At 62.6% G+C, this 21,329-nt stretch carries 20 protein-coding genes; 6 read left to right on the top strand and 14 right to left on the bottom strand.

Annotated features, from left to right (window positions below):
- The first annotated feature begins 108 nt into the window (after positions 1-108).
- Entirely contained in the window at positions 109-678 is a 570-nt protein-coding gene (locus tag HBN54_RS22475; RefSeq protein WP_168675494.1) for a DUF547 domain-containing protein, read from the top strand.
- 16 nt (positions 679-694) lie between these two features.
- On the opposite strand, the gene HBN54_RS22470 is transcribed toward HBN54_RS22475, so the two are convergent.
- Entirely contained in the window at positions 695-1,540 is an 846-nt protein-coding gene (locus tag HBN54_RS22470) for a sterol desaturase family protein (RefSeq protein WP_168675485.1), read from the bottom strand.
- Positions 1,541-1,849: 309 nt separating this feature from the next.
- Positions 1,850-2,431, bottom strand: coding sequence for a TlpA family protein disulfide reductase (locus tag HBN54_RS22465; protein WP_317170268.1), 582 nt, complete (start codon positions 2,429-2,431; stop codon positions 1,850-1,852).
- 285 nt (positions 2,432-2,716) lie between these two features.
- Between HBN54_RS22465 and HBN54_RS22460 the strand changes: the two genes are divergently transcribed.
- Positions 2,717-3,469, top strand: coding sequence for a TIGR04283 family arsenosugar biosynthesis glycosyltransferase (locus HBN54_RS22460; RefSeq protein ID WP_317170267.1), 753 nt, complete (start codon positions 2,717-2,719; stop codon positions 3,467-3,469).
- A 143-nt stretch (positions 3,470-3,612) separates the two neighbouring features.
- On the opposite strand, the gene HBN54_RS22455 is transcribed toward HBN54_RS22460, so the two are convergent.
- Positions 3,613-4,968 (bottom strand): dihydrolipoyl dehydrogenase family protein, encoded by a 1,356-nt coding sequence (locus HBN54_RS22455; RefSeq protein ID WP_235955669.1) that lies wholly within the window; start codon positions 4,966-4,968, stop codon positions 3,613-3,615.
- Between the two features lie 421 nt (positions 4,969-5,389).
- Here HBN54_RS22455 and HBN54_RS22450 point away from each other — a divergent pair, with 421 nt between their 5' ends.
- Both HBN54_RS22450 and HBN54_RS22445 read left to right on the top strand, forming a co-directional pair.
- Positions 5,390-5,989 carry a sigma-70 family RNA polymerase sigma factor gene (locus HBN54_RS22450; RefSeq protein ID WP_168675483.1) on the top strand — a complete coding sequence of 200 codons (600 nt, stop codon included), beginning with the start codon at positions 5,390-5,392 and terminating at the stop codon, positions 5,987-5,989.
- Between the two features lie 25 nt (positions 5,990-6,014).
- Positions 6,015-6,296: an anti-sigma factor family protein gene (locus tag HBN54_RS22445; protein ID WP_168675482.1), complete on the top strand. Its 282-nt coding sequence runs from the start codon at positions 6,015-6,017 to the stop codon at positions 6,294-6,296.
- 195 nt (positions 6,297-6,491) lie between these two features.
- On the opposite strand, the gene HBN54_RS22440 is transcribed toward HBN54_RS22445, so the two are convergent.
- Together HBN54_RS22440 and HBN54_RS22435 are read right to left on the bottom strand one after the other, a co-directional pair.
- A complete protein-coding gene (locus tag HBN54_RS22440) occupies positions 6,492-7,049 on the bottom strand; it encodes a carboxymuconolactone decarboxylase family protein (protein WP_168675481.1) in 558 nt (185 codons plus the stop codon).
- A 211-nt stretch (positions 7,050-7,260) separates the two neighbouring features.
- On the bottom strand, positions 7,261-8,205 hold the full coding sequence (locus HBN54_RS22435; RefSeq protein WP_210428154.1) for a helix-turn-helix domain-containing protein: 945 nt from the start codon (positions 8,203-8,205) through the stop codon (positions 7,261-7,263).
- Positions 8,206-8,494: 289 nt separating this feature from the next.
- Here HBN54_RS22435 and HBN54_RS22425 point away from each other — a divergent pair, with 289 nt between their 5' ends.
- Complete coding sequence (locus HBN54_RS22425; protein WP_168675479.1) at positions 8,495-9,178, top strand: haloacid dehalogenase type II; 684 nt, start codon at positions 8,495-8,497, stop codon at positions 9,176-9,178.
- 142 nt (positions 9,179-9,320) lie between these two features.
- Here the strand turns inward: HBN54_RS22425 and HBN54_RS22420 are convergent, their stop codons facing one another.
- Together HBN54_RS22420 and HBN54_RS22415 are read right to left on the bottom strand one after the other, a co-directional pair.
- Positions 9,321-9,764, bottom strand: a complete 444-nt coding sequence (locus HBN54_RS22420; protein WP_168675478.1) for a DUF6789 family protein — start codon at positions 9,762-9,764, stop codon at positions 9,321-9,323.
- A 257-nt stretch (positions 9,765-10,021) separates the two neighbouring features.
- Positions 10,022-11,467, bottom strand: coding sequence for a dihydrolipoyl dehydrogenase family protein (locus HBN54_RS22415; RefSeq protein WP_168675477.1), 1,446 nt, complete (start codon positions 11,465-11,467; stop codon positions 10,022-10,024).
- A 361-nt stretch (positions 11,468-11,828) separates the two neighbouring features.
- Here HBN54_RS22415 and HBN54_RS22410 point away from each other — a divergent pair, with 361 nt between their 5' ends.
- Positions 11,829-11,975 (top strand): hypothetical protein, encoded by a 147-nt coding sequence (locus tag HBN54_RS22410; protein WP_168675476.1) that lies wholly within the window; start codon positions 11,829-11,831, stop codon positions 11,973-11,975.
- A 57-nt stretch (positions 11,976-12,032) separates the two neighbouring features.
- On the opposite strand, the gene HBN54_RS22405 is transcribed toward HBN54_RS22410, so the two are convergent.
- The 7 genes from HBN54_RS22405 to HBN54_RS22375 all read right to left on the bottom strand — a co-directional run bounded on the left by HBN54_RS22405 (position 12,033) and on the right by HBN54_RS22375 (position 21,237).
- Positions 12,033-12,479 (bottom strand): DUF6122 family protein, encoded by a 447-nt coding sequence (locus HBN54_RS22405; RefSeq protein ID WP_210428153.1) that lies wholly within the window; start codon positions 12,477-12,479, stop codon positions 12,033-12,035.
- Between the two features lie 611 nt (positions 12,480-13,090).
- Entirely contained in the window at positions 13,091-15,475 is a 2,385-nt protein-coding gene (locus HBN54_RS22400) for a multicopper oxidase domain-containing protein (protein WP_168675475.1), read from the bottom strand.
- A gap of 6 nt (positions 15,476-15,481) precedes the next feature.
- The gene (locus tag HBN54_RS22395) at positions 15,482-16,579 is read right to left on the bottom strand and encodes a DUF2231 domain-containing protein (RefSeq protein WP_168675474.1); all 1,098 of its coding nucleotides are present in this window, start codon (positions 16,577-16,579) and stop codon (positions 15,482-15,484) included.
- Between the two features lie 316 nt (positions 16,580-16,895).
- The gene (locus tag HBN54_RS22390; RefSeq protein WP_168675452.1) at positions 16,896-17,090 is read right to left on the bottom strand and encodes a hypothetical protein; all 195 of its coding nucleotides are present in this window, start codon (positions 17,088-17,090) and stop codon (positions 16,896-16,898) included.
- Positions 17,091-17,355: 265 nt separating this feature from the next.
- Positions 17,356-18,483, bottom strand: a complete 1,128-nt coding sequence (locus HBN54_RS22385) for a multicopper oxidase domain-containing protein (protein ID WP_168675473.1) — start codon at positions 18,481-18,483, stop codon at positions 17,356-17,358.
- 412 nt (positions 18,484-18,895) lie between these two features.
- A complete protein-coding gene (locus HBN54_RS22380) occupies positions 18,896-19,234 on the bottom strand; it encodes a VOC family protein (protein WP_168675472.1) in 339 nt (112 codons plus the stop codon).
- 20 nt (positions 19,235-19,254) lie between these two features.
- Entirely contained in the window at positions 19,255-21,237 is a 1,983-nt protein-coding gene (locus HBN54_RS22375; protein ID WP_235955670.1) for a heavy metal translocating P-type ATPase, read from the bottom strand.
- Positions 21,238-21,329: the final 92 nt, after the last annotated feature.

Raw genomic sequence — 21,329 nt, 5'->3', positions numbered from 1 at the left:
AGATTGTAAATCGCGTTCACGAAAGGCGCTTGTAAGCCTTAACGTGCTATATTTTCCGTTTTCTGAGAGCAGCCCTTTAAGGCCGACGAGAAGGAATTCAACCACTACCTGGCACTGCTGAGCAAAAACCCGCCGGCGGCCAGCTGGAGCAGGAACGAGCAGCTGGCGTACTGGATAAACGCCTACAATGCCTACACCATCCGGTTGATTTTGAATTACTACCCCGTCAAGAGCATCAAGGAAATCGGCTCCTCCATTCAAATTCCCTTCGTGACGACGCCCTGGGCCGCGAAGTTTTTCAGCATCGGGGGCGAGAAAATGAGCCTCGACAACATCGAGCACGGCACGCTGCGTAAGCAGTACGACGACCCGCGCATTCACTTCGCGCTGGTGTGCGCTTCCATGTCCTGCGCCCGGCTGCGCAACGAGGCCTACACTGCCGCCCGCCTCGATGCCCAGTTCGATGACCAGGGCCGTGACTTTCTGAACGACCCGGCTAAAAACAGCATCAGCCCCGGCAAGGCACAGCTCTCCAACTACTTTGGCTGGTACAAGAGCGACTGGACCAGCAACGGCCAGTCGGTGGCAAAGTGGGTAAATCGGTATTCGAAAACCAAAATCGACGAACAGACCCCACTTACCTTCCTGGACTATAACTGGCAGCTCAACGAGCAGTAATCGGCCTCGGCCAGCCTTACGGCACCAGCACGTGCAGAGGACCAGCCAATTCTGCCCGGGCCGGTACCGAGCCGTCGGGGCGGGCCCAGGGCTGTAGCGGCTCCAGCGGCAGGGCCAGCAGGCGCGCCACCGGCATCTGTGCCGGTTCCGGGTAGGCGGGCACGCCGATGGTGAGGGCCTGCTGGGGCACGTTCAGGCGCAGGGTGCGGTGCAGCCGGTCCCAAAGCGTGAGCACGACGCCAAAGTTGCTGTCGGTTTCGCGCTGCACCTGCGAGTGGTGGATGCCATGCGTGCGCGGTGTGACCACGACGCGCACCAGCCGCTGCTCCACGGCAAAGGGCAGCCGCCAGTTGCTGTGGTGAAAGGCCGTGCAGGCCTCAAACACGGCTTCGAAGCCCAGCACCGTGGCCGGCCGCACGCCCAGCAGCGCGGGCAGGCCGGCGCGCCAGGGAATGCTGGCCAGCATCTCGCCAAAGTGGAAGCGCCAGGCCGTGGTCAGGTCCATGTCCAGGTCGTTGTGGTGCACGCGGTGCAGCCGCCAGAGCAGGGGCGCGTGCAGCAGGCGGTGCCAGGTATAGCCCAGGTAGTCGAGCAGCAGCACTTCGGCGGCCAGGCGCAGGGGCGCGGGCAGGCGGGCCAGCACCGGCCGGCCGGGGGCCCAGGACTGGGCCAGGCCCACCATGGCCGGCAGCAGCGTGAGGCGCATGGCGGGCAGGGCGGGCGCGGCCACCAGGGCATTGCGCAGCCACCGCTCGGGCCGGGGCCGGGTGCGGCGGCGTAGGGGGTGGCGGGTTTCGAGCAGCAGCAGGCCCATGGCGGCTACAGCCAGCGCCGGGCCGGCCCAGCGGTCGAAACGGCGCAACAAGGGAGCGGAAAAGGGAAGTAGCGCCACGGCAACAGGGACTAAGTGAGCGAAAAACAGGAGCAGTAATGAGTGGTAATACTGTGCTGGTATCGGCGGGGTTGCCCGGTGCGACTGCCTGTGGGAGGGCGTGCCGGGCAGCCATTCGGCAGCGTTGTGCCGGAATACTGAATTCGGGGCGTGTGGCTTGCCTGGCCGGTGCTCCCAAAGCCCAATCGGCTAAGGCCACCCTTTTCCTGTCCTGCATCCGGCTTCCCGGCACTGAAAGTACAGGCTGAAAAAAACGTCCTGTCGTATTTGAGAACGGCGTTAGTAAGCCCCTGCCGAAGGGCTGGCAGCACCGGCCAGCTGCTCCAGAGCGGCTTTAAATTCCGGCGTGTTGTACCGGGCCATGCCATCGTAGCGGGCGGCAACCTGCCCATCGGGCCCGAGAATAATGGTAGACGGAATAGCGCTGGAATCGAACGGCGCGGGCAGCGGGTGGTTGTTGGTAGGGAAATAGACCGGAAAGGTGTAGCCCCGCCGCCTGAGCAGGGCCTTCGCCTTCGCCGGGTTCTCATCAAGTGAAATCAGAACAAAGGCAACCTTTTTCGGGTCCATCTTTTTATAGAGCGCTTCGATGCCCGGCAGCTCGACTACGCAGGGCAGGCACCAGCTGGCCCATAGGTTCACGAACACCACTTTGCCTTCCAGGTCGCTCAGGTTCACGGCCTGGCCGTCGAGCGTGACCAGGGGCAGGTTGTGGGGGTAGTTTGCGTGCTTGGTGAGTGCCACCGGCATGGCCGAAGTAGGCCGGGCGGGTATCTCGGCCTGCCAGCGGCCGGTAGCCAGCTGGCTGTGCTGCCCGCCGCTGCGCCCCATGGGATGCAGGCCGGTAAGCGGCGCGAGCACCAGCAGGGCCAGGGGAAGCCACGACCGGCGACTTTTACAATTCAACATCCGCAGTTTTAAAAAGAATTATTGACAAAAGGAGCGTCGACCCGCCCCGAACCCGTCTGCAGACGGGTGGTCGGAAACAGGGAAAAGTCCTTACAATTAGAATGCCTTTTATTTGCCCGGCCCGGCAACACCCCGCACCAGGCGGGCGTACTCGGAGTAAAATCAATGGGCTGAAATGCCTCTGGTCGCCTCTTTCAGCTTAGTACTTAACGCATGCCAACTGCCGCCTCCCCCCCCGTGCTTTTACCTAGTGTTCCGGCGGGTTGCGGAGCCGGGGGCATCGCGGTGGCAACGGTCAGCATCATCATTCCGACTTACAACGAAGCCCCCGGTATCGGGGCGCTGCTGGCCCACCTGCGCCAGGCCACGGCCGATGAGCCGGACCTGGAAATCATTGTGGTCGACGGGGGCAGCACCGACGACACCCGGGGGCTGGCCCGGCGGGCGGGCGCGGCCGTGGTGCGCAGCCCGCGCAAAGGCCGCGCCGCCCAGCTCAACTACGGGGCCAGCCAGGCCAGCGGCGACATCCTCTATTTCCTGCACGCCGACTCTTACCCCCCGCCCGGCTTTTTGGCCGACTTGCGGCGGGCCCGGCGGCAGGGCTACGGCAGCGGCTGCTACCGCCTGGCCTTCGACCACGGGCACTGGTTTCTGGGCTTCAGCGCCTGGTGCACGCGCCTGCCGCTGCTGCTGGTGCGCTTCGGCGACCAAAGCCTGTTCGTGCAGCGCGAGTTGTTTGCGCAGATATGCGGCTTTCGCGAGGACCTGATACTGATGGAGGACCAGGAAATTGTGCAGCGGCTGCAGGCGCATGGGCCGTTTCAAATAATGCCGCGCGCCGTTATCACCTCCGCCCGTAAGTACCTCGATAACGGGGTGTACCGCCTGCAGGCGGCCTTTACCCTGCTGGCCGGGCTGTACTGGCTGGGGGTATCGCAGCCCCGGCTGGTAGGACTCTACCGGCGGCTTGTTCGGCAGGACAAGCTGTAGGCTATTATGGCCGGCGGCCGCAGCGGCAGCACGCAACTGCTTAAACACCAGTATTTGGGCTAAATAGGCTGTGCTGCAACCGAGCTGCGCCCAGATGCTTTACTCAAATACACAACCGCTCCGAACGTAGAACAAACGATGCCTCATAGCATGTAAATAATGTCCGAAGAAGCGGTTGGGTAGGCGAATATCAGCTGCTTCACCTCGCTGGCCGGCAGCTTGGCGTGCATGGCCAGCATGAACAGGTTGATAACTTCCTCGGCGTTGGGGCTCAACAGGTGGGCGCCCAGAATCTGGTCGGTATCCTCATCCACCAGCACCTTGAAGGCCGAAACCGGCGTGCTCAGGCGCTTGGAGGTAAACCAGCCGGTGGTCACGTCGGTCTTTACCCGGAACTTCAGGCCCTGTTTGGTGGCCTCCGCCTCGGTGAGGCCCACGCTGGCCAGCACCGGGTGGGTGAATACTGCTGAGGGAACGACGCCGTACTCGATGGTTTTATGGTTGCCTTCGAGCAGGTTAGCGGCCACTACATGCGAGGCTTTGCCGGCTACCGGCGTCAGGGGCAGTCCGGAGGCCGCCGCGTCGCCGGCGGCGTACACGTCGGGGTGGGTGGTGCTCTGCAGGTACTCGTTCACCGTTACGCCGTGGCGGGTGCAGGCCACCCCGGCGGCTTCCAGGTTCAGCTCGGCCAGGGCCGGCTCGCGGCCGGCCGCGTGGATGGCCAGGCTGACCGTCAGCTCCCTGGCCTGGCCCTGGGCGGTGGTGCGCAGCCGCAGGCGGCCATCGGGCAGGCGCTCCACGCCCGCTACTTCGGTGTTGAGCACCACCTCGATGCCCGCCCCCCGGGTGGCCGTGAGCAGGTGGCCGACCAGGTCGGCATCGAAGTTTTCGAGCGGCCGCGGCCCCCGGTGAATGATGCGCGCCTGCACCCCGCAGCGGGCCACGAGGTGGGCAAACTCGAAGGCGATGTAGCCGCCCCCCACAAAGGTCATGTCGGCGGGCAGCTCCGGCAGCTCCATGAAGTCGCTGCTGTCGAGCAGCAGCTCCTCGCCCGGAATGCTCAGCGGCCGTGGCCGCGCCCCGGTGGCAATCACAAACTGCTTCGCTTCGAGCACATCATCGCCAATCTGCACGGTATGCGGGCCGGTGAAACGGGCTACGCCGTGGAACGTGCGAATGCCGGCCTGCTCGAAGCTGGCTTCCTTTTTAGCCGGCACCGGCTCGGTGAACGTGCGCTTGAAGGCTACCAGCTCGGGCCAGCTGATAACGGCTTCCTGCTGCAGGCCGTGGCCCAGCAGCTGCCGCGAGCGGGCCACGGCCTCGGCCGCGCCGAGCAACACCTTCTTGGGGTCGCAGCCCCGCAGGGCGCAGGTGCCGCCAAAGGGCAGCGCATCCACGATGGCCACGCGCTTGCCGGCGGCCGCGCATTTGCGGGCGGCCACGCTGCCGCCGCCGCCAGTACCAATTACCAGGATATCAAAGGTGTGTTGCGTCATCATTCGGGAGAACAGGGAAGGTGGGAAACAAGAGAAACAAACCGAATATTTCTCGCTACAATGCCAGTTTATAGCTTTACTAAACGGTTGATTATGGGAAATATATGTATCAAATGGCCAGGGCTTAATGCCCTGCAAGCAGCAGCCTCAGTGCCGGTCCGATATTACTGGCAGTCGCACCACCCAGGCTGCACCTTACAGCGGCTACCAAGAAATCAGCTGGCTTTTCAATTCCGAAGAAAAAATGCCCGGTCCTGTAAGGCCGCCCCCGGGCCAACGACTGCCGCCGCAAAGTGCAGGCGGCAGGACCAACGGCGACCTTACCGGGGCTTATCCATCCGGCCGGGAGCTACCGGGCTGCTTTCGTTACCTTCGGCCCCGGCCGCAGGGGCGGCACCGCTTTCGCTTAGATATTATACGCCTTATGCTTCCTGCCCCCGCTCCTATTGCTGCGACCACGCCCGAGCCCCACTTGTGGCTGAGCCGCTACGGCAACGAAATGTTCCGCTTTGTGCGCCGCCGGGTGGCCACGGTGGCCGCCGCCGAAGAGCTGGTGCAGGAAACCATTGTGAGTGCGCTTGGCACGCTGGCCTCGTTCCGGCAGGAGTCGTCGGAGCGCACGTGGCTGTTCGTGATTCTGCGCCGCAAGCTCATCGACTACTACCGCCAGCAGGCCCGCTCGCCGCTGGTGCCGCTGCCCGGCGCGGCCGATGAGGCCGGCAACGGTACCTACTTCGAAACCGGAGCCCGCACGCAGTGGCGCAAGGGCGAAGAGCCCCGCGAGTGGGCCGCCGCCGACACCCAGCTCGAACAGCGCGAGCTGGCCGAGCAGCTGCTCGGCTGCCAGGGCCGGCTGCCCGCCCAGCACCAGGCCGTGTTCAGCCTGCGCTTCGTGGAAGAAATGTCGGGCGAGGAAATCTGTCAGCAGCTCAATCTTACGCCGGCCAACTACTGGGTTATCATCCACCGGGCCAAGCTGCAGCTGCGCAAGTGCCTGGAAAAGCACTGGTTTTCGGGCTCCTAATACCTCCCTATCGTTCCTTATCGCTATGTCAGCCTTATTCAACTGCAACGAAGCCACCCTGCTCATCGAGAAGCGGGCCGAGCTGCCCCTCTCCCCCACCGAGCGGGCCAGCGTGTGGGCCCACCTCAGCATGTGCGTGCTGTGCCGCCGCTATGCCCGGCAAACGCAGGTAGTGGCGCGGCTGGCCCGGCGCCTGGGGCAACCCGATGCAACCGGTGGCCCCGACGAAACCCTCTCGCCCGAACTGGCGCAGCAGCTGGACCAGCTCATTCGCCAGGCCGGCCATTCCGGCCCGGCGGCGGGCTAGGCAGCTTACGAGGCCGGTGGCGGGCCGGAATTTCCGGTCCCTGTATCCGGAAGGCGCTCGCGTACCCGCCGCCAATAAGCGTCGTAAAAACGGCTGTACGCATCAAAAGCCGGCAAGCCGGCTTTTGAGGTCAGTCGTAGCATAGCCAGGTGTTGAGCAAGAGAGAAGGAATATTCTCCCTTGTTCAACGCACCATTAAACCGTTGCCGGCTGCCAGGCAAATTTCTGGAAAGCGGCATCCACCGGCGTTTCCGCAACGTGGTTGGTGTAGTTGCTAATCACCTTCTGGGACAAGCCCAGGATAATGTCCAGCACCTGGCGCTGGGTGTAGCCGGCGGCGTAGAAAGCCTCCTGCTCCTGCTCGGAAACACGGCCCCGGTTCCGGACCATCGACAGCGTGAAATCGTGCAAGGCCTGCAGCTTTTCGGTGGGCAGCGCCGTTTTGTTGCGCAGCGCCTCAGTAATAGCCGGGTCCACCTTCATCATGTGGGCAATGCCGGTGTGGGCCGGAACACAGTAGTGGCACTCGTGCTCCACGTTGATGGTCTGCCACACCACCGTCTGCTCGTCGTTGTTGAACGACGACTCGGTGAACAGCTTGTGCAGCATCTGGTAGGCTTCCAGCAGCCCGGGCGATTCGGCCAGCACGCCGTGCAGGCCGGGAATCATGCCAAACGACTTCAGGGAGTTTTCCAGAAATGGCTTGCTTTTTTCGGGGGCCGTTTCGAGGGTATGAATGGGGAAAGTGCTCATGAGATTCTGATTTAAAAGTGAATAAGCGGTGCTCAAAGGCGAGGCCTTCTTGGTGGCCGTTTGCTTATCACAAAGGTATCGGCCGCCCCAAGCGGCCAAATGGACAATACGTTCTACGTTATGGACATTTGGGCCACGGCTGGTGTTGCCGGGGCTTGCGGGAAGAACCGGCATGCCTGACGCAGCCGGGCGGCCCGCACCACCAGCGGCGTTAGGCTACCCGGGCGTCATTGCCCTCCGGCGAATGCAGGGCGTGCGTGGCCCGGTAATTACTGGGCGTGACGCCTTCTTTTTTGCCAAACAACCGGGTGAAATACAGCGGGTCGTTAAAACCGGATTCGTAAGCAATTTCCCCAATCGATAAATCGGAAATGGTAAGCAGCTCCTTGGCTTTCCGCAGCTTTTCATTAATGAAATAGTGCGTCGGATTATCGTTGTATATTTTCTTAAATGCCCGTTTAAATGCCGATAAGCTCAGGCTGCATAGCGCGGCCAGCTCCTCAATGCTCAGATTGGAGTGCTTATGCAGGTCGATAATATTTTTAATATTGATGTTTCGCGAAGAATATAAGTCGGTTACTAATTCCAGAATAGAGGCTGCATTTTTAGTCTGCACCAATAGCAGAACCAGCTCCTTTATCTTTAATTCCAGCAAGTCATCGTTGACCAGCGCGGGGTTCTGGAAATAAAATTCCAAAGATTCGATATACCGGGAAATCACGCTCTCATTGGCAATAACGGTGCTTTTGCCGGCGTAGGCGCGCTTCTCAATCAGGGCCGGCAGCTCGGTGCTGTATATCTGCTTCAGAATATCGGGGTATAAATGAATGGCCAGAACTTCAACCGTGTCGCCCGCTATTTTATTAATAAAATCCAGGAAATAAGTCCCGCATTTCATCAGCACCGCTTCCTGGTTCTCTATTAGCAGGCTGTCTTCCACCGACAGCAGCTTGGTGCCGGCTCCCCTAATCTGGATAAAGCAGCCTTCGTTATGAAAAATAGCTTCGTACCGATAAGGGGCACTAATCAGCACCTTTTCAATGATGACTTTTTCCTTGTATGAAAAAGTTTTGCGTTCGATAATCATAAGGAAATGGAATGGTAGCCGGGTATTTTTTGGTACCCCTGACTTGTTTAGGACCCGCGCCGGCGGCAAAGTAGTGGCGGCCCGCCGGGCTGGCCGGGCTGGCGAGGCGGCCGCCCGCTACAAGCCGTGCAGGCGGACCGCCGCGAGCAGCTGAATTAGCAGAAACTGCGGGGCACGGCATAAGGTTGTCGGGCCGTGGCCCTTGGTCAGCGAAAGCAGGCTTTTGCAAAAAAAGGCGCTTTTAACCAGCCCGATGCTGCCGGGCTGCGTAAGCAGGGCCATGGTTACCCGACGTTTTGTTTTATCCTCCCTCGCCCTGGCCACTGCTGCCGCGGCCCTGCCCATTTCCCTGTCCGCCATGGCTGAAGCCCCCAACCGCCCCAAGCTGCTGATTTTCGACGTCAACGAAACCATGCTCGACCTGGGCAAGCTGCAGCGGGCCGTCAATCAGGAATTCAAGTCTGAAACGGCCTTCAAGCAGTGGTTTTCGCTGCTGTTGCAATACTCCCTGGTCGATACCGTGACCGGCAACTACCACAACTTCGGGCAGATTGGCGATGCCGCCCTCGACATGCTGGCCCAAGCCCTGGGCCAGCCGGCGCGCCCGGCCGGCCGCAAAAAGGAGCTGCTCACGCTCATCACCGAACTGCCCCCGCACCCCGACATTATTCCCGGTCTCACGGCGCTGCAAAAGGCGGGCTTCCGCATGGTCACGCTCACCAACTCGCCCGATGCCACGGTGCAGAAGCAGATGGCCTACGCCGGCCTCACCGGCTTCTTCGAGCAGCTGCTCAGCATCGACGCGCTCAAGCGCTACAAGCCCCACCCCGACACTTACCACAGCACCTGCGAGAAATTGAAAGTGGCTCCCGCCCAGGCCATGCTGGTGGCCGCCCACGGCTGGGACACGGCCGGGGCGCAGCTGGCCGGTCTGCAGGCGGCTTTTATTGCCCGCCCCGGCCAGCAAATCTACCCGCTGGCCCCCGCGCCCACCCTCACCGGCCCCACCCTGCCCGACATAGCCCGGCAGCTGCTGAGCTAAGCCCGGCGCTGGTTGCGGTTCAACCACCAAAGCCGCTGGGCCGCCCGGATACACTGAGTGTATCCGGGCGGCCCAGCGGTATTTTTTTAGGCGTGGCTTAGGATGCCAACGCCAACGGGCAAGCCTGGCGAGGCAAAACCGGCTAGGCCAACGGGTGCGCGACGGTAGCGCGCTGGGTGCTAAAAAAGCCGCCCAGCACGGCCCCAAACACCAGGTGGCCCAGCAGGCTGCCCATCATGCCCAGCAGCATGCCTTCGCCGGCGGGGGGCATCAGGCCCATGGTCCGCATGAGGGTAAACATCACCTGGGCCATTGCAAATACCAGCACGCCGTAGGCCATGCCACGCCCTACGGGGCTGCTGATGGGCAAACGCTGGTTGAAGAAAAAGGCGTAGGCAGCGGTGAAGACCACCCCAATCATAAAATGCATCATCCAGCCCACCAGGTCCGAGGTGCCCAGCATGCCGCCGAGCATGGCTCCGATGTTCATGGGCGGCATGCCCATCATCGGGGCCATCAGCATCAGCAGGGTTATGGCGCCAGTGGCCACCAGGCCGGCTACGAGAATTTTTATGGGAGTAGTCATGGCAATAATTGAAGAAGGTTGGAATGTGTATGGCCCCGGCCGTTCCGGAGACAGGGCAGTAGTCCAACCCCTTTGCTCTAACCTTACAATTGTGCGCAAACTTTTTCCATCGATTCCGCTCCTGGCCGGTCATGCCTTGCCGCCGGCTCCTTTTTCTGCGCTTACCACCTGTACTGAAACGGAGAATGCACCATCCCCAGCCAGTGCCGGCGTGTATCGGTGCGCGGCCGCACAATTGCCCCACTCTGGCAAGGGCCTTATTGCAGCTTAAACGCCACATCGAGCGCCGTTTGCAGCAGCGACGATACTTCCTGGTTCTCCACGATGAGCTTCTGGTTGATGCGGGCCGCCACCGGGTACGGGTACACTTTGTCGAAAATCTCGCTGATGCCCAGCCCGCTGGCATTGGCCAGAATCAGCTCCTGAATAAGCTCGCCCGCGCCAGGGGCCACCATGGCCCCGCCCAGAATGCGGCGCTTGCGGCCGGGCAGCGGCAGGGCATTCTTCTCGATGAAGAGCAGCAGGCGGCCGTCGCGGTAGCTGTCCACCACGGCCCGGTCGTCGTCGGCAAAGTCAGTTTCCCAGCGCTCGTAGGCCGTGCCGCGCTTGTCGAGCTCGGCGGCATCGAGGCCGAAGTGCGCCACCTCGGGGTCGGTGAAAGTGACCCAGGAAAAATGGTCGTAGCTCAGCTTTTTCTTCAGGGGCGAGAAGAAGTTGAACAGCAGCAGGCGCACGTGCAATTCGGCCCCGTGGCTGAACTTAAGCGAGTTGGCCGCATCGCCGGCCACAAAAATATCGGGATTAGTGGTTTGCAGGTGCTCGTTGAGTCGGATGTGGCCCTTCTCATCCACTTCCACCCCGGCCTGCTCCAGCTGCAGCCCCTCAAAGCTCACGTGGCGCCCAATGGCCACGTACACCACGTCGAAATCCACCGAAAAAGAATCACCGGTTTCGGGCTTCACGCGGGCCTGCGAGGCCGACGTGAAAGCCTCCACTTCGGCCTCCAGGTGAATGGTAAGGCCCTCGGCCCGCAGCCGCTCGGCCAGCACGGCCCGGATGGCGGGGTCCTCCTTTTCGAGGATGCTGGCCCCGTGGTTCACGATGGTCACCTGCGACCCCAGCCGCTGCATGGCCTGGCCCAGCTCCACGCCGTTGGGGCCGCCGCCCACCACCAGCAGGCGCCGGGGCAACTCGCGCAGGTCCCACACGCGCTGGTTGTCGTAGAGGCGTACCAGCTCGGCGCCGGGCACCTGCAGCTGCTGCGGGCGCGAGCCGGTGGCCACCACCAGCTTGCGCCCGGTGTAGGCGTGGCCGTTGATTTCCACGGCGTGGTCGCCCACAAACCGGGGCGTGCCGATTTCGACGGTGATGCCCAATCCGCGCAAATAGTCCGGGTTTTCGTGGTGCCGGATGATATCCTGGCGGCCCTGCACGTAGGCCATTACTTTTTCCATGTCGGCCGGGCCGCTCACCTGCAGGCCAAACTGGGTGGCCTGCCGGGCCTGGTGCACCTGCCGCGCGGCGTGAATAAGGGCCTTGCTGGGCACGCAGCCGTGGTTCAGGCAGTCGCCACCCACATCTTCGGGGGTCAGGTCGATGAGCAGCACCCGCAGCTTGATGCGGGCCATAAACAGGGCCAGCCCCAGCCCGGCCGAACCGGCCCCGAGCACAATCAGGTCAAAATCAGCAGCATCTTCAGCCATAATATCTCTAGAAATGAAGGCCGGCAAAACGGTAGCCGCCCACCCGCTATACGGCCCACCGGCTCCGTGCGCTGCCCCGAGAGCTGGGTTTCCGCTTTATCCGCTGAACGTGCCGGCCGGCCGGCACGAGCTCATCAACAGCCGCTTTTGGCCCGAAGGACTACCGGCGTAGTTTCACGGCTTGTCAGCGCGTCGATTCGTGCAGCGGGCTCAGGCGCAGCACCGCACCGGAATCTGGTTCGGTCCCCGAGCGGCCGCATTACCCGCAGGCGGTGGCCTGGTCATTCCTGCTGCTGCCCATCCCGCCGGAGGCTACAGGCTTAGCGCCGGCTGCACGAGCAACTTCGCTTCGGCGGCCTCGATGCCTGAGGCTGCCGGCTTGCTGGCCCTGCGCGGATTGAAGGCCAGTAGCCAGCGGACCGGAATTGGCCAAGCGGAAGAAACCCGGCCCATTACCTTGCCCCTGGGCACGCGCCAGCTTTTCGTGTGCGTCAACAACGACAACTAGACCACCGATGCCAGGCCACGCTGAGCGTGACGGCGCTGGTGCAGGCGTGCCAGTAGGCTAATCCAGTACCTCGTGGCCTAGCAGCTTCCGCACCCAGTTGCGCACGGCATAGATACGGGAGTTGAGGTAGCACTCGTGGCAGTGGCGGAAGCTCCACAGGCAATCCACCGTATCAGTGAACAGGTGAAACAGGATGCCCACGGCGACAATTTGCGTCGCTGGCAGCAGCAGCAGGAAGGCGTACACCGGAACGGCGTAAAAAGAGTGCAGCGGATGGTACCCGATGCTGCAGCGGCGCGGTTCGAAAATGGGTTTGGCCAGCAGGTGGTCCAGGTCAATGAACATCGTGGCCATCAAAATCAGGTAAGCCGTTTGCCACATCAAGGGAAAAAACACCAGCGCCAACACGGCTGGGAAGGCAAAGTGCAGGCTGTAGTGCACCAGCTTTTGGGCGCTAAAGAATTTGAATGGCTTGCGTGGCTGGCGTGACTGACGCAGGAGCACCGGCCGGGTGAAGCTGGTCGCGGTATCGCTGCTTGCTGCTCTGACGAACCTGCGGCCTGGCTTGCCCGCCGGCTCCGGTTGCTCCCGCTGAGTGTGGTCCCGTGTGTGCCCGACCCGGGGCAACCCTTCCGGATTTATTGGCCCCGGCGGGGTGGTTGGACAATTGGGGGCGCTAATAGCCGTCGCCGTATCGAAGCGCTGTGCCGGCAGCGGGTGGCGATACCCGGCAGCCACGGTAAACCGAGGGACTGTAGCGGACGGCCGGCACCCGGTCAGTGCCAGGACCAGGCCGGTGGCGGTGCAAGTGATGACGCAGAAGGCCGGCAAACGCAGCATGGATTGTAGTGTGGCAAGCACCGGGTTGCGGACTAAATAATTAGTAATGAATCTGATTCGATAAGCCCGGACACGATGACACCATCGTCAAGGCCTGCGTTCAGGGGGCGGGCAATGCACCCCGGGTCTCCCGGCCCATTACCCTGCTGGCCGGCAGGAGGCGGCAGTTTCCCCACTACGTTCGCTCCTTTACCCGTGAATGAACGGGCCGGAAGCTGACCGCCAGAAAACGACGCTCGGGGGCACCTGTTTTGTGAAAAATACGCTGGCGGCCGTTAGTAGTGAAAAGTGAGGCCCGCGCCCCAGCCGTACTGGTTGTCGTAGTTGGTGCTGAGGGAGGCGTATTTGCCGACCATGTAGCGGAAGCCGAGCGTGAACTCACGGTCCGTGTTGCCCCGCAGGTCCATAAAAACGTTGTTGCTTAGAGGTATGTCGCGGCGCTCCAGCTGCGCCCGCAGCTGGCCGGTGAGGTCGGTGCGCAGCTCGGCGCGGACCAGCAGGGGCAGCAGGTAATACACGCCAACTTCGGCCTGCCGGCGGAAGTTGCGGTTGTTTTCCGGCGTCCGGCGGTTGCCGCCTTCGGTGTCGGAGGCCGAGCGCAGGGTTTTGTTGTCGCGCAGGTCGTAGCCCACGAAGGCGGCCAGAAACTGCCGCTTGTCGAGGTAGCGCAGCAGGTGGGTTTCGGTTTCGTAGTTGCCCTGGTAGTTCACCCGGCCCTCAAATTCGAGCGCGTTCCGGTTGTTGGAGAGGTTGGCTTCCAGAAAGCTGCCCTGCGAATGCACGGCCAGGTCGGCCCAGGGGTAGAGCTTGTTGTCCTCGCGCTTGAGGTGGCGGTAATTGGTGCGGGCGTACTCGTTCTGGGGGCTGCCCTCGTAGCTGATGACCCGGGCCATGCCCGACATCATGTGGTAGAGGGTGTGGCAGTGGAAAAACCAGTCCTGGTCCTCGTTGGCGTCGAACTCGATGGTGACCTTGCCCATCGACTGAATATCAAACGTGTGCTTCATGGGCGAATACGCGCCCTGGGCGTTCACGAGGCGAAAAAAGTGCCCGTGCAGGTGCAGCGGGTGGCGCATCATGGTCAGGTTCTGAAAGACCATGCGCACGTTTTCGCCCTTGCGGATGGGAATGTTGTCGGCCTCGGACAAGGTTTTATTATCGAACGACCACACGTAGCGCAGCATGTTGCCGGTAAGGGAGAGGTGGATTTCGCGCCACTGCTTCGTCGAGTCCAGCGTGGTGGGGTGCAGGGCGCGCAGCTGGTTGTAGTTGAAGTCGCCGCTCATGCCGCCCATGGCCATCCCGCCCATCTCCATGCCGCCCATGTTGTCCGAATCCTGCAAGCTGCCCATGCCCATGCCGCCCTTCTCCTGCTGGTTCATCGGCCGGTTGCGGGGCGGGGCGGTGGTGGTGGCCGGCGCGGTGCCCTGCCGCATGTCCATGCCTTTCATGGCGCCGTCGGCCGGGGCTGCCGCGCCTTGCGGGCTCATCTGGCCGGCCCCGCCCATGCGCATGCCACTCATGTTGCCCATGCTGTTCATCTCCCGCGTCATCTGGAAGTAGTTGAGCCTGGGCAGGTCGGGGGTGCGCATCGGCTCGCCCTGCCCGAAGTAGCCGGAGGTGTGGCCCGTTACGTCGGAGGAGGTGGCCCGCAGCTCGGCCGCGCCCATCGCGGGCACGGTGATGAGCAGGTCGTAGGTTTCGGCGGTGGCAATTTCAAGCTTGCTGGTCGGGAAGGGCTCCACGTTGATGCCATCGGCGGCGATGACCTGTATGGGCCCGCCGGCGTACTGCAGCTGGAAGTAGGACGAGGCGCTGCCGTTGATGATGCGCAGGCGCACCACCTCGCCGGGCCGGGCATCGCGGAAGTTGTTGAGCTCCTGTCCGTTCATCAGGAACTTGTTGTAAAACACGTCCGCCACGTCCATGGCCGGCATGCGCTGCCACTCCTGCTTGAGCTTGTCCTTGAAATAGCCGGCCGCCAGCGCCTCGCCATAGCTCTGGGTCGCGCCTTTCTGCACGGCAAACCACTCCCCCGCCCGCTTGAGGTAGCGCAGCACTTCCGTGGGCCGGTGGTCGGTCCAGTCGGAGAGCACGAGCACGTACTCTTTCAATTGATACTGAATTTCTTTGGGCTGCACCACGATGGAGCCGTAGAGCCCCGACTGCTCCTGCACCATGGTGTGCGAATGGTACCAGTAGGTGCCGCTCTGGCGCAGTGGAAACGTGTAGGTGTGCACCGTGCCGGGCACGATGGGAGCCGTGTTCAGGTAGGGCACTCCGTCGTATTTATTGGGCACCAATAGGCCGTGCCAGTGCACGGAGGTCTCCACCGCCATCTGGTTGTGCACCCGGATAATGGCGGTATCGCCTTCGTTGAAGCGCAGTGTGGGGGCCGGAATCTGGCCATTGATGCCGATGGCGTGGCGCATTTTGCCGGTGAAGTTGACCATCCGGTCTTCCACGAACAGGTCGTATTCAACCCGCTTACCCACGTAGCCGGCGCGGGGCAGCACGACGGTGCCCTGCATCTGCTTATCCGGCGGGGCCGACTGCGTTAGGTAAGGCTCCGCCGGCCTGGGCGTGGCCATGCCGGGCATCGACTGCGCCCCGGCCCCGAGGGAAACAACCAGCAGCGTAAGTAAAATCAGAAATCTCATGAGGGGCTATTGCTTGGGCGTGGATTGGCTGCGGGCCGGGTTGTTGTCCTTGAAGCGGAACTTGTCCAAGGGGTTGGGCATGGCCATGCCGGGCATCGACTGCCCTTTATCCATGCCCGGCATGTCGGGCATGGTGCCCTGGGCCGGCGCGGGCGCGGCGGCGGGAGAAGCCGGCATACCGGGCATGTCTTTCATCCCGCTAATGGCCTCCATGCCCGCCGGGCTGGCTGGCGCGGCGCCCGCTTTTTTTGCCTTGGCGGGCGCGGGGCTCATTCCCGGCATATCGGCCATATCATTCCGCTGCGCCGGGCTGGCCGGACGGCTCATCTCCATGCCTTTGGGCATCGGGGGCGAGGAGATAGCGGCGGGGGACTTCATGCCGGGCATGTCGGCCATGGCCCCCAATTTGGGGGCCGGGCGCGCCGGTTTCGAGCCGGTCATATCCATTTCGCTCATCTCGCCCGAAGTCGCCCTGGCCGGAGCTTTGGGCGTAGCGGCCGGCGCGCTCATGTCCATGCCCGGCATGTCGGCCGCAGAGGATTGCGGGCCGATGGTGGCCGGCGCGGGGTGGTCGCCGGAGCCAACCGGCTCGTCGTGGCTGCCGGTTTCCATCTCCGGGTGAGACGGGGCGGCTTCCTCGTGGCCGTGGCCATGGTTTTTGTCGAGCAGGTGCCCCTGCGGGCCCACGCCCTCCACGTACACGAGTTGGGCACCCCGGTGGCCGGCTACCGACAGCACGCCGGCCGCCGCCAGGGCAAACACGAGCACCAGGATTTCATAGGCCCGGCGCTGGATTTTAAAAAAGTCGCCGACGCCGCGCAGCAGCAGCGTGATACCAGACAGCCACAGCGTGTAGCTCGCGTACTGTTCGTGGGCCGCAAATACGGCCGCTGCCTGGGTCCCCAGCCCCGCCGGCTCGGCGTGAAAGACCGTGCTGGCCGCCAGCGCCCCTGCAAAGCCGCCGGCCATCACCACCAGGGTAATCCACCGCACCGGGGGCCAGTCCCGGAACACCAGCGCCGCCTGGAGGGCAGCGGCCAGCAGAATGAGGACGATGGGAAAATGCACCACCAGGGGATGCAGGTTGGGAAAATCTGAAAACATAGGCGGCGTTAAAAGCACGGCAAGCTGGTGTTCGGGAGCCGTTTGCCCGGCAATGGCGGCGTTGGAGGCTGGTAGGCAGATACATCCGCCGCCAGCCCCCAACGCCGCCATTACCGGCCAACTCCCTTACGCTGACGGGCCGGTTATTGCCGTATCTGCGAACCCGCTGTGCTTTACGTTGGCGCCGCCCCCTAATGTTTGCAGTGGTGGGAGGGAGAGTTGCATAATTTCTGTGGTTTTTGGTGGGCAAGCTGGGCCTGCCAACTGGTCGCCACCAATGATTGGGAGTTTATCAATTGCGCATACTCTCTACTAACTACTTCAGCGAGCGGCGCAGGAGCGGCGCGTTCAGGGCCACGATGACGGTGCTCGCGCTCATAAGCACCGCGCCGATGGCCGGGCTTAGTACGAAGTGCGGTTCCAGGAGCGTAAGCGCCTTGCTGGCGGGGTCGATGAGGGAGAGATGGTTCGGGCCAGCAGCTACTAGTCCGCCCTGGTTTTCGCCCGGCACCAGCGGGCGGTGCTCAACCTGCGGCCGGGCGGCTCCGTTCGCACAGCTTCAGCCGATGGGGAGGTACCCAGCATCAGAAAAAAGCGGACGTAAGGCTTTTTGTGCTCCATGAAAAAGGGGAGAAATAGAGCGGCTAAAAAAGGGCTTTTGCGGGCCGGGTTTTGCGGCTGTTCCCCGGCAAAAGCCGAGTTGACTTTCCCCTCGCTGCCACAGGCTAGGGGGGGGGAAGTCAACTCGGCATCTGACCAGGGCGACGTTACTAGGACTAGGGGGTTATCGTGTAAAACGTGTCCATCCCGGCGGCGGCGTGGTTACTCACGTGGCAGTGGTAGGCCCATTGGCCGGGGTCGTCGGGCGTCATGTCGGCCACCACGGCCACGGCCGGGAGCACCTCAATCACATCGGTGGTGCGCTCGCTCATGATGCTGACGTTGCCGTGCCAGTGCGCCGTATGCACCCCTTGCACGTCGCCGAAGCCCATCACGTACCAGCGCACCTTCTCGCCCTTTTTCATGGTGAGGGCCGCGTTGTGGCTGGCCATGATGTAACCGTTGATGCTGTGCATCTTGTTGCTCATCATGAAATCATCGGTCATGGGCTTGGTGACGCCCGGCAGGTAGGTCGCAATGTTGCGCGCCAGGTAGGGGCTCATGTTCTCGTCGAATATATTGTAGAGCGTCACGATTTCACGGTCCACGTCGGTCGGCGTCGCATCGGCGTTGGCCATGCTACGCTTCGTGACCACAATGGCCCCCACCATGCCGGCGTTCAGGTCGGTCTGGGTGGTGTTTACGCCGGAGTGGTACACCCACACCGCCGAACTGCCCTGGGCCGGCCCCGGTCCCGAGCTTTCGCGGGCGAAGTAGCGGTAGCGGTGCGTGCCGCCGGGCTGCACCACCCCGCGCGGGTCGGTCGACGAGTTCATGGAGCCTTCCGACTCCTTGCCGTAGAGCAAACCGTGGACGTGGATGCTGGTGGCAATGGACGTCTTGTTCTTCAACACGACATGCACCGAATCGCCCACCACGGCCCGGATAACCGGCCCCAATATCCCCAGGTGGGCCCACTGCGGCAGCACGGCCTTGGGGGTGGTGAAGCTGGCGTCGGTGTACTCCACAAAGCGGGCTTTCAGGTACCGCCGGCCGATGCGCGGGGTGGGCCCGCTAGGTATGTTGACGGCAAACACCGAGTCCATTTTTTCAAAGGGCCGGCCCAGAAACACGTTGCGGCCTTCGGAAACGTAGTCCCACACCACTTCTTCCGAAGCAATGTAGTAGGTCCGGGTTTGCACCGGCGGGCCAGAATTGGGGGTCACGGCGTCGTCTTTTTTGCAGCCGGCCAGGGCCAGTAGCAAGGTGAAAAAGAGCGCCGATAGGCGGAAAGATATTTTCATGAAAATGGATATGGTTGTAAAAAATGAGTTAACAATCAGTTTTTAGTGCTCACCTAGCTGAAATACTGCGGGATTGCCTGACTTTGGTCGTTTACTGCCAGCACCCCAGCCAGTTTTGCATAAGCCGTCCATTTGCTGGCATGATTTGGAGTCCGACCTGTCGTATTCAGCACCGAACAAATTCATCGGCTGTGCTGATAATGGTGGCGGGCCGGTAGTCGAGAATGGAATTATCAGCGTTTCGCAACGCCCTAATCCGCCCGTGCCTCGTGCTGCCGCCGCAGTGGCACGTCCAGCAGCATGGCACGCCCTGAAGCAGGGCCAGCAGAATGAACTCGTACCCTTTCAGCAATTCGTGATTGCCCCCCATCAGCCCTGCCCCGACTAGGTTGAGCACCGCGGCCTTATAAATTCAGGAGGGCTCTCCGCAGGTCGTTTCGAGGAGCGTGAGGTCATTATTAGCCGGGTCAATCAGGGATATGTGACCGGGGCCGGACGCCACTATCCGCCCCTGGTTTTCGCCCGGCACCAAGGGGCGGTGCTCAAATCGCTGCCGGACGGCGGCAATGGACGCAACCGGGAGTAGGTGCGCCCCCAGGCAGGCCTGTTCGGAAAAGACCAGGCTATCTGTATCGGACAAGCGAAGGGTTGGTGGGTCAGCCTGCATGGCCTCCACGGGTAGGCCAAGTATATCGGCGTACCAACGAAGGGAAGCCAGCAAGTCGGGGGCGAAGATGGAACGAATAGTCATGAGGGAAAAAGAATGATGGATTACTTCAGGGACCGGCGCAGCAGTTGCGCATTCAACGCCACGATGACGGTGCTCGCGCTCATGAGCACGGCGCCCATGGCGGGCGTTAGCACAAAGTGCGGGTAGAGCACCCCTGCCGCCAGCGGCAGGGCAATCACGTTGTAGCCCGTGGCCCAGAACAGGTTCTGTATCATTTTGCGGTAAGTCGCTTTGCCGAATTCCACCAGGTTGGTGATGTCGGTGGGCTTGCTATTGACGAGGATGATGTCGGCGGTTTCGGCCGCGATGTCGGTGCCCGAGCCCACGGCGATGCCCACGTTGGCCTGGGCCAGGGCGGGGGCGTCGTTCACGCCGTCGCCGGTCATGGCCACGAACTGGCCCTGGGCCTGCAGGTCTTTGATGATGTTGACTTTCTGGTCGGGCAGCACTTCGGCGAACACGCCGTCGAGGCCCAACTCCTGGGCCACGGCATCGGCCACCTGCTGGTTGTCGCCGGTGGCCATGTACACTTTGATGCCCTGCTGTTGCAGGCGCTGCACGGCTTCTTTGGAATCGTCGCGGATGCGGTCGGCCAGGGCCACATAGCCGGCCAGCTGGCCATCGAGCAGCACGAAGACCACCGTTTCGGCCCCGTTGCTGACGGCGTCGGCGGGCGGCGTGATGTCCTTTTCTTTGAGGTAGCCGGGACTGGCTACTACCACGGCCTGACCGGCCACGGTGGCGGTTACGCCCTTGCCCGTCAGGGATTGAAAGTCCTCAATGGCAGGCAGCGTCAGGTCACGCTTGTGGGCCTCGCGCACGATGCCCTGGGCAATGGGGTGCTGCGACTGCTGCTCCAGCGCCGCCACCGTGCCCAGCAAAGTTGCCTCATCTAGGTCAGCGGCCAGCACTTTCACGCGGGTCACACCGAACGCGCCTTCGGTAAGGGTGCCGGTTTTGTCGAACACCATGGCCGTAATCTTGCGGGCTTCCTCGAAGGCCGTGCGGTTGCGAATCAGCAGGCCCTTACTGGCCGAAATCGACGTGGAAATGGCTACCACCAGCGGAATGGCCACGCCCAGCGCGTGCGGGCAGGCCGTGACCATCACCGTCACCATCCGCTCGATGGCAAAGGCCACGTCCTTGCCCTGCCACAGCCACACGGCCAGTGTGCCGAGGCCGCCCGCCAGCGAGATGCCCGTGAGCCAGCCGGCGGCGCGGTCGGCCAGCGTCTGGGTCTGCGACTTGGTGTTTTGCGCCTCGCTCACCATTTTCACCACCTTGCTCAGGTAGCTGTCCGCGCCCTGGTGCGTGACGCGCACGGTGAGCGCACCCTCGCCATTCACGGCCCCGGCGATGACTTTGCCGCCGACCTCCTTTTGCACCGGCACGCTCTCGCCCGTAAGCATGCTCTCGTTCACGGCACTGCTGCCGTCGGTCACCTCGCCATCGGTGGGAATCCGCTCGCCGGGCCGCACCAGCACCACATCGCCGACCACCAGGGCCGTGACCTGGACGTCGCTGATTTTATCGCCCTCCTGCTTGTGCGCTTCGGCCGGCAGCAGCTGCACCAGCAGCTCCAGCGCGTGCGAGGCTCCGGCTACCGACTTCATTTCCAGGTAATGGCCCAGCAGCATGATATCAATCAGCGTGGCCAACTCCATAAACAGGTCCATGCCGCGCAGCCAGCCCACCGTCACGGCCACGCTGTAGGCGTAGGCCACCGTGATGCCCACGGCCACCAGCGTCATCATGCCCGGCTGCCGGCGGCGCAGTTCCCCCACCGTGCCGCTCAGGAAGGGCCAGCCGCCGTACCCGTAAATCAGCGATGCCAGCGCAAGAAGCACCCAGGTGCTGTACGGAAAGGAAAAGTTGTACCCGACCAGGTTCTGAAACATCATCGACAAGGCGACGATGGGCACCGACAGCGCCAGGCACACCCAGAACCGGCGCAGGAAGTCGGCAATCATGGCCCCGTGGTCGTGGCCGCCCGCCGGGCTGTGGTTCATTTTGCCGTGGTTCATTTTACTATGGTCCATCTGGCTGTGGTCCATCGGCTTGGGAGTCGCGCCCGTCGTTTCGGATGGCGGCGTGGCGGCGGCCGGCCCGTGGTGCC

Source organism: Hymenobacter artigasi, from assembly GCF_012275535.1.
GTDB lineage: Bacteria > Bacteroidota > Bacteroidia > Cytophagales > Hymenobacteraceae > Hymenobacter > Hymenobacter artigasi.
This window is presented reverse-complemented; position numbering and strand designations above follow the sequence as displayed.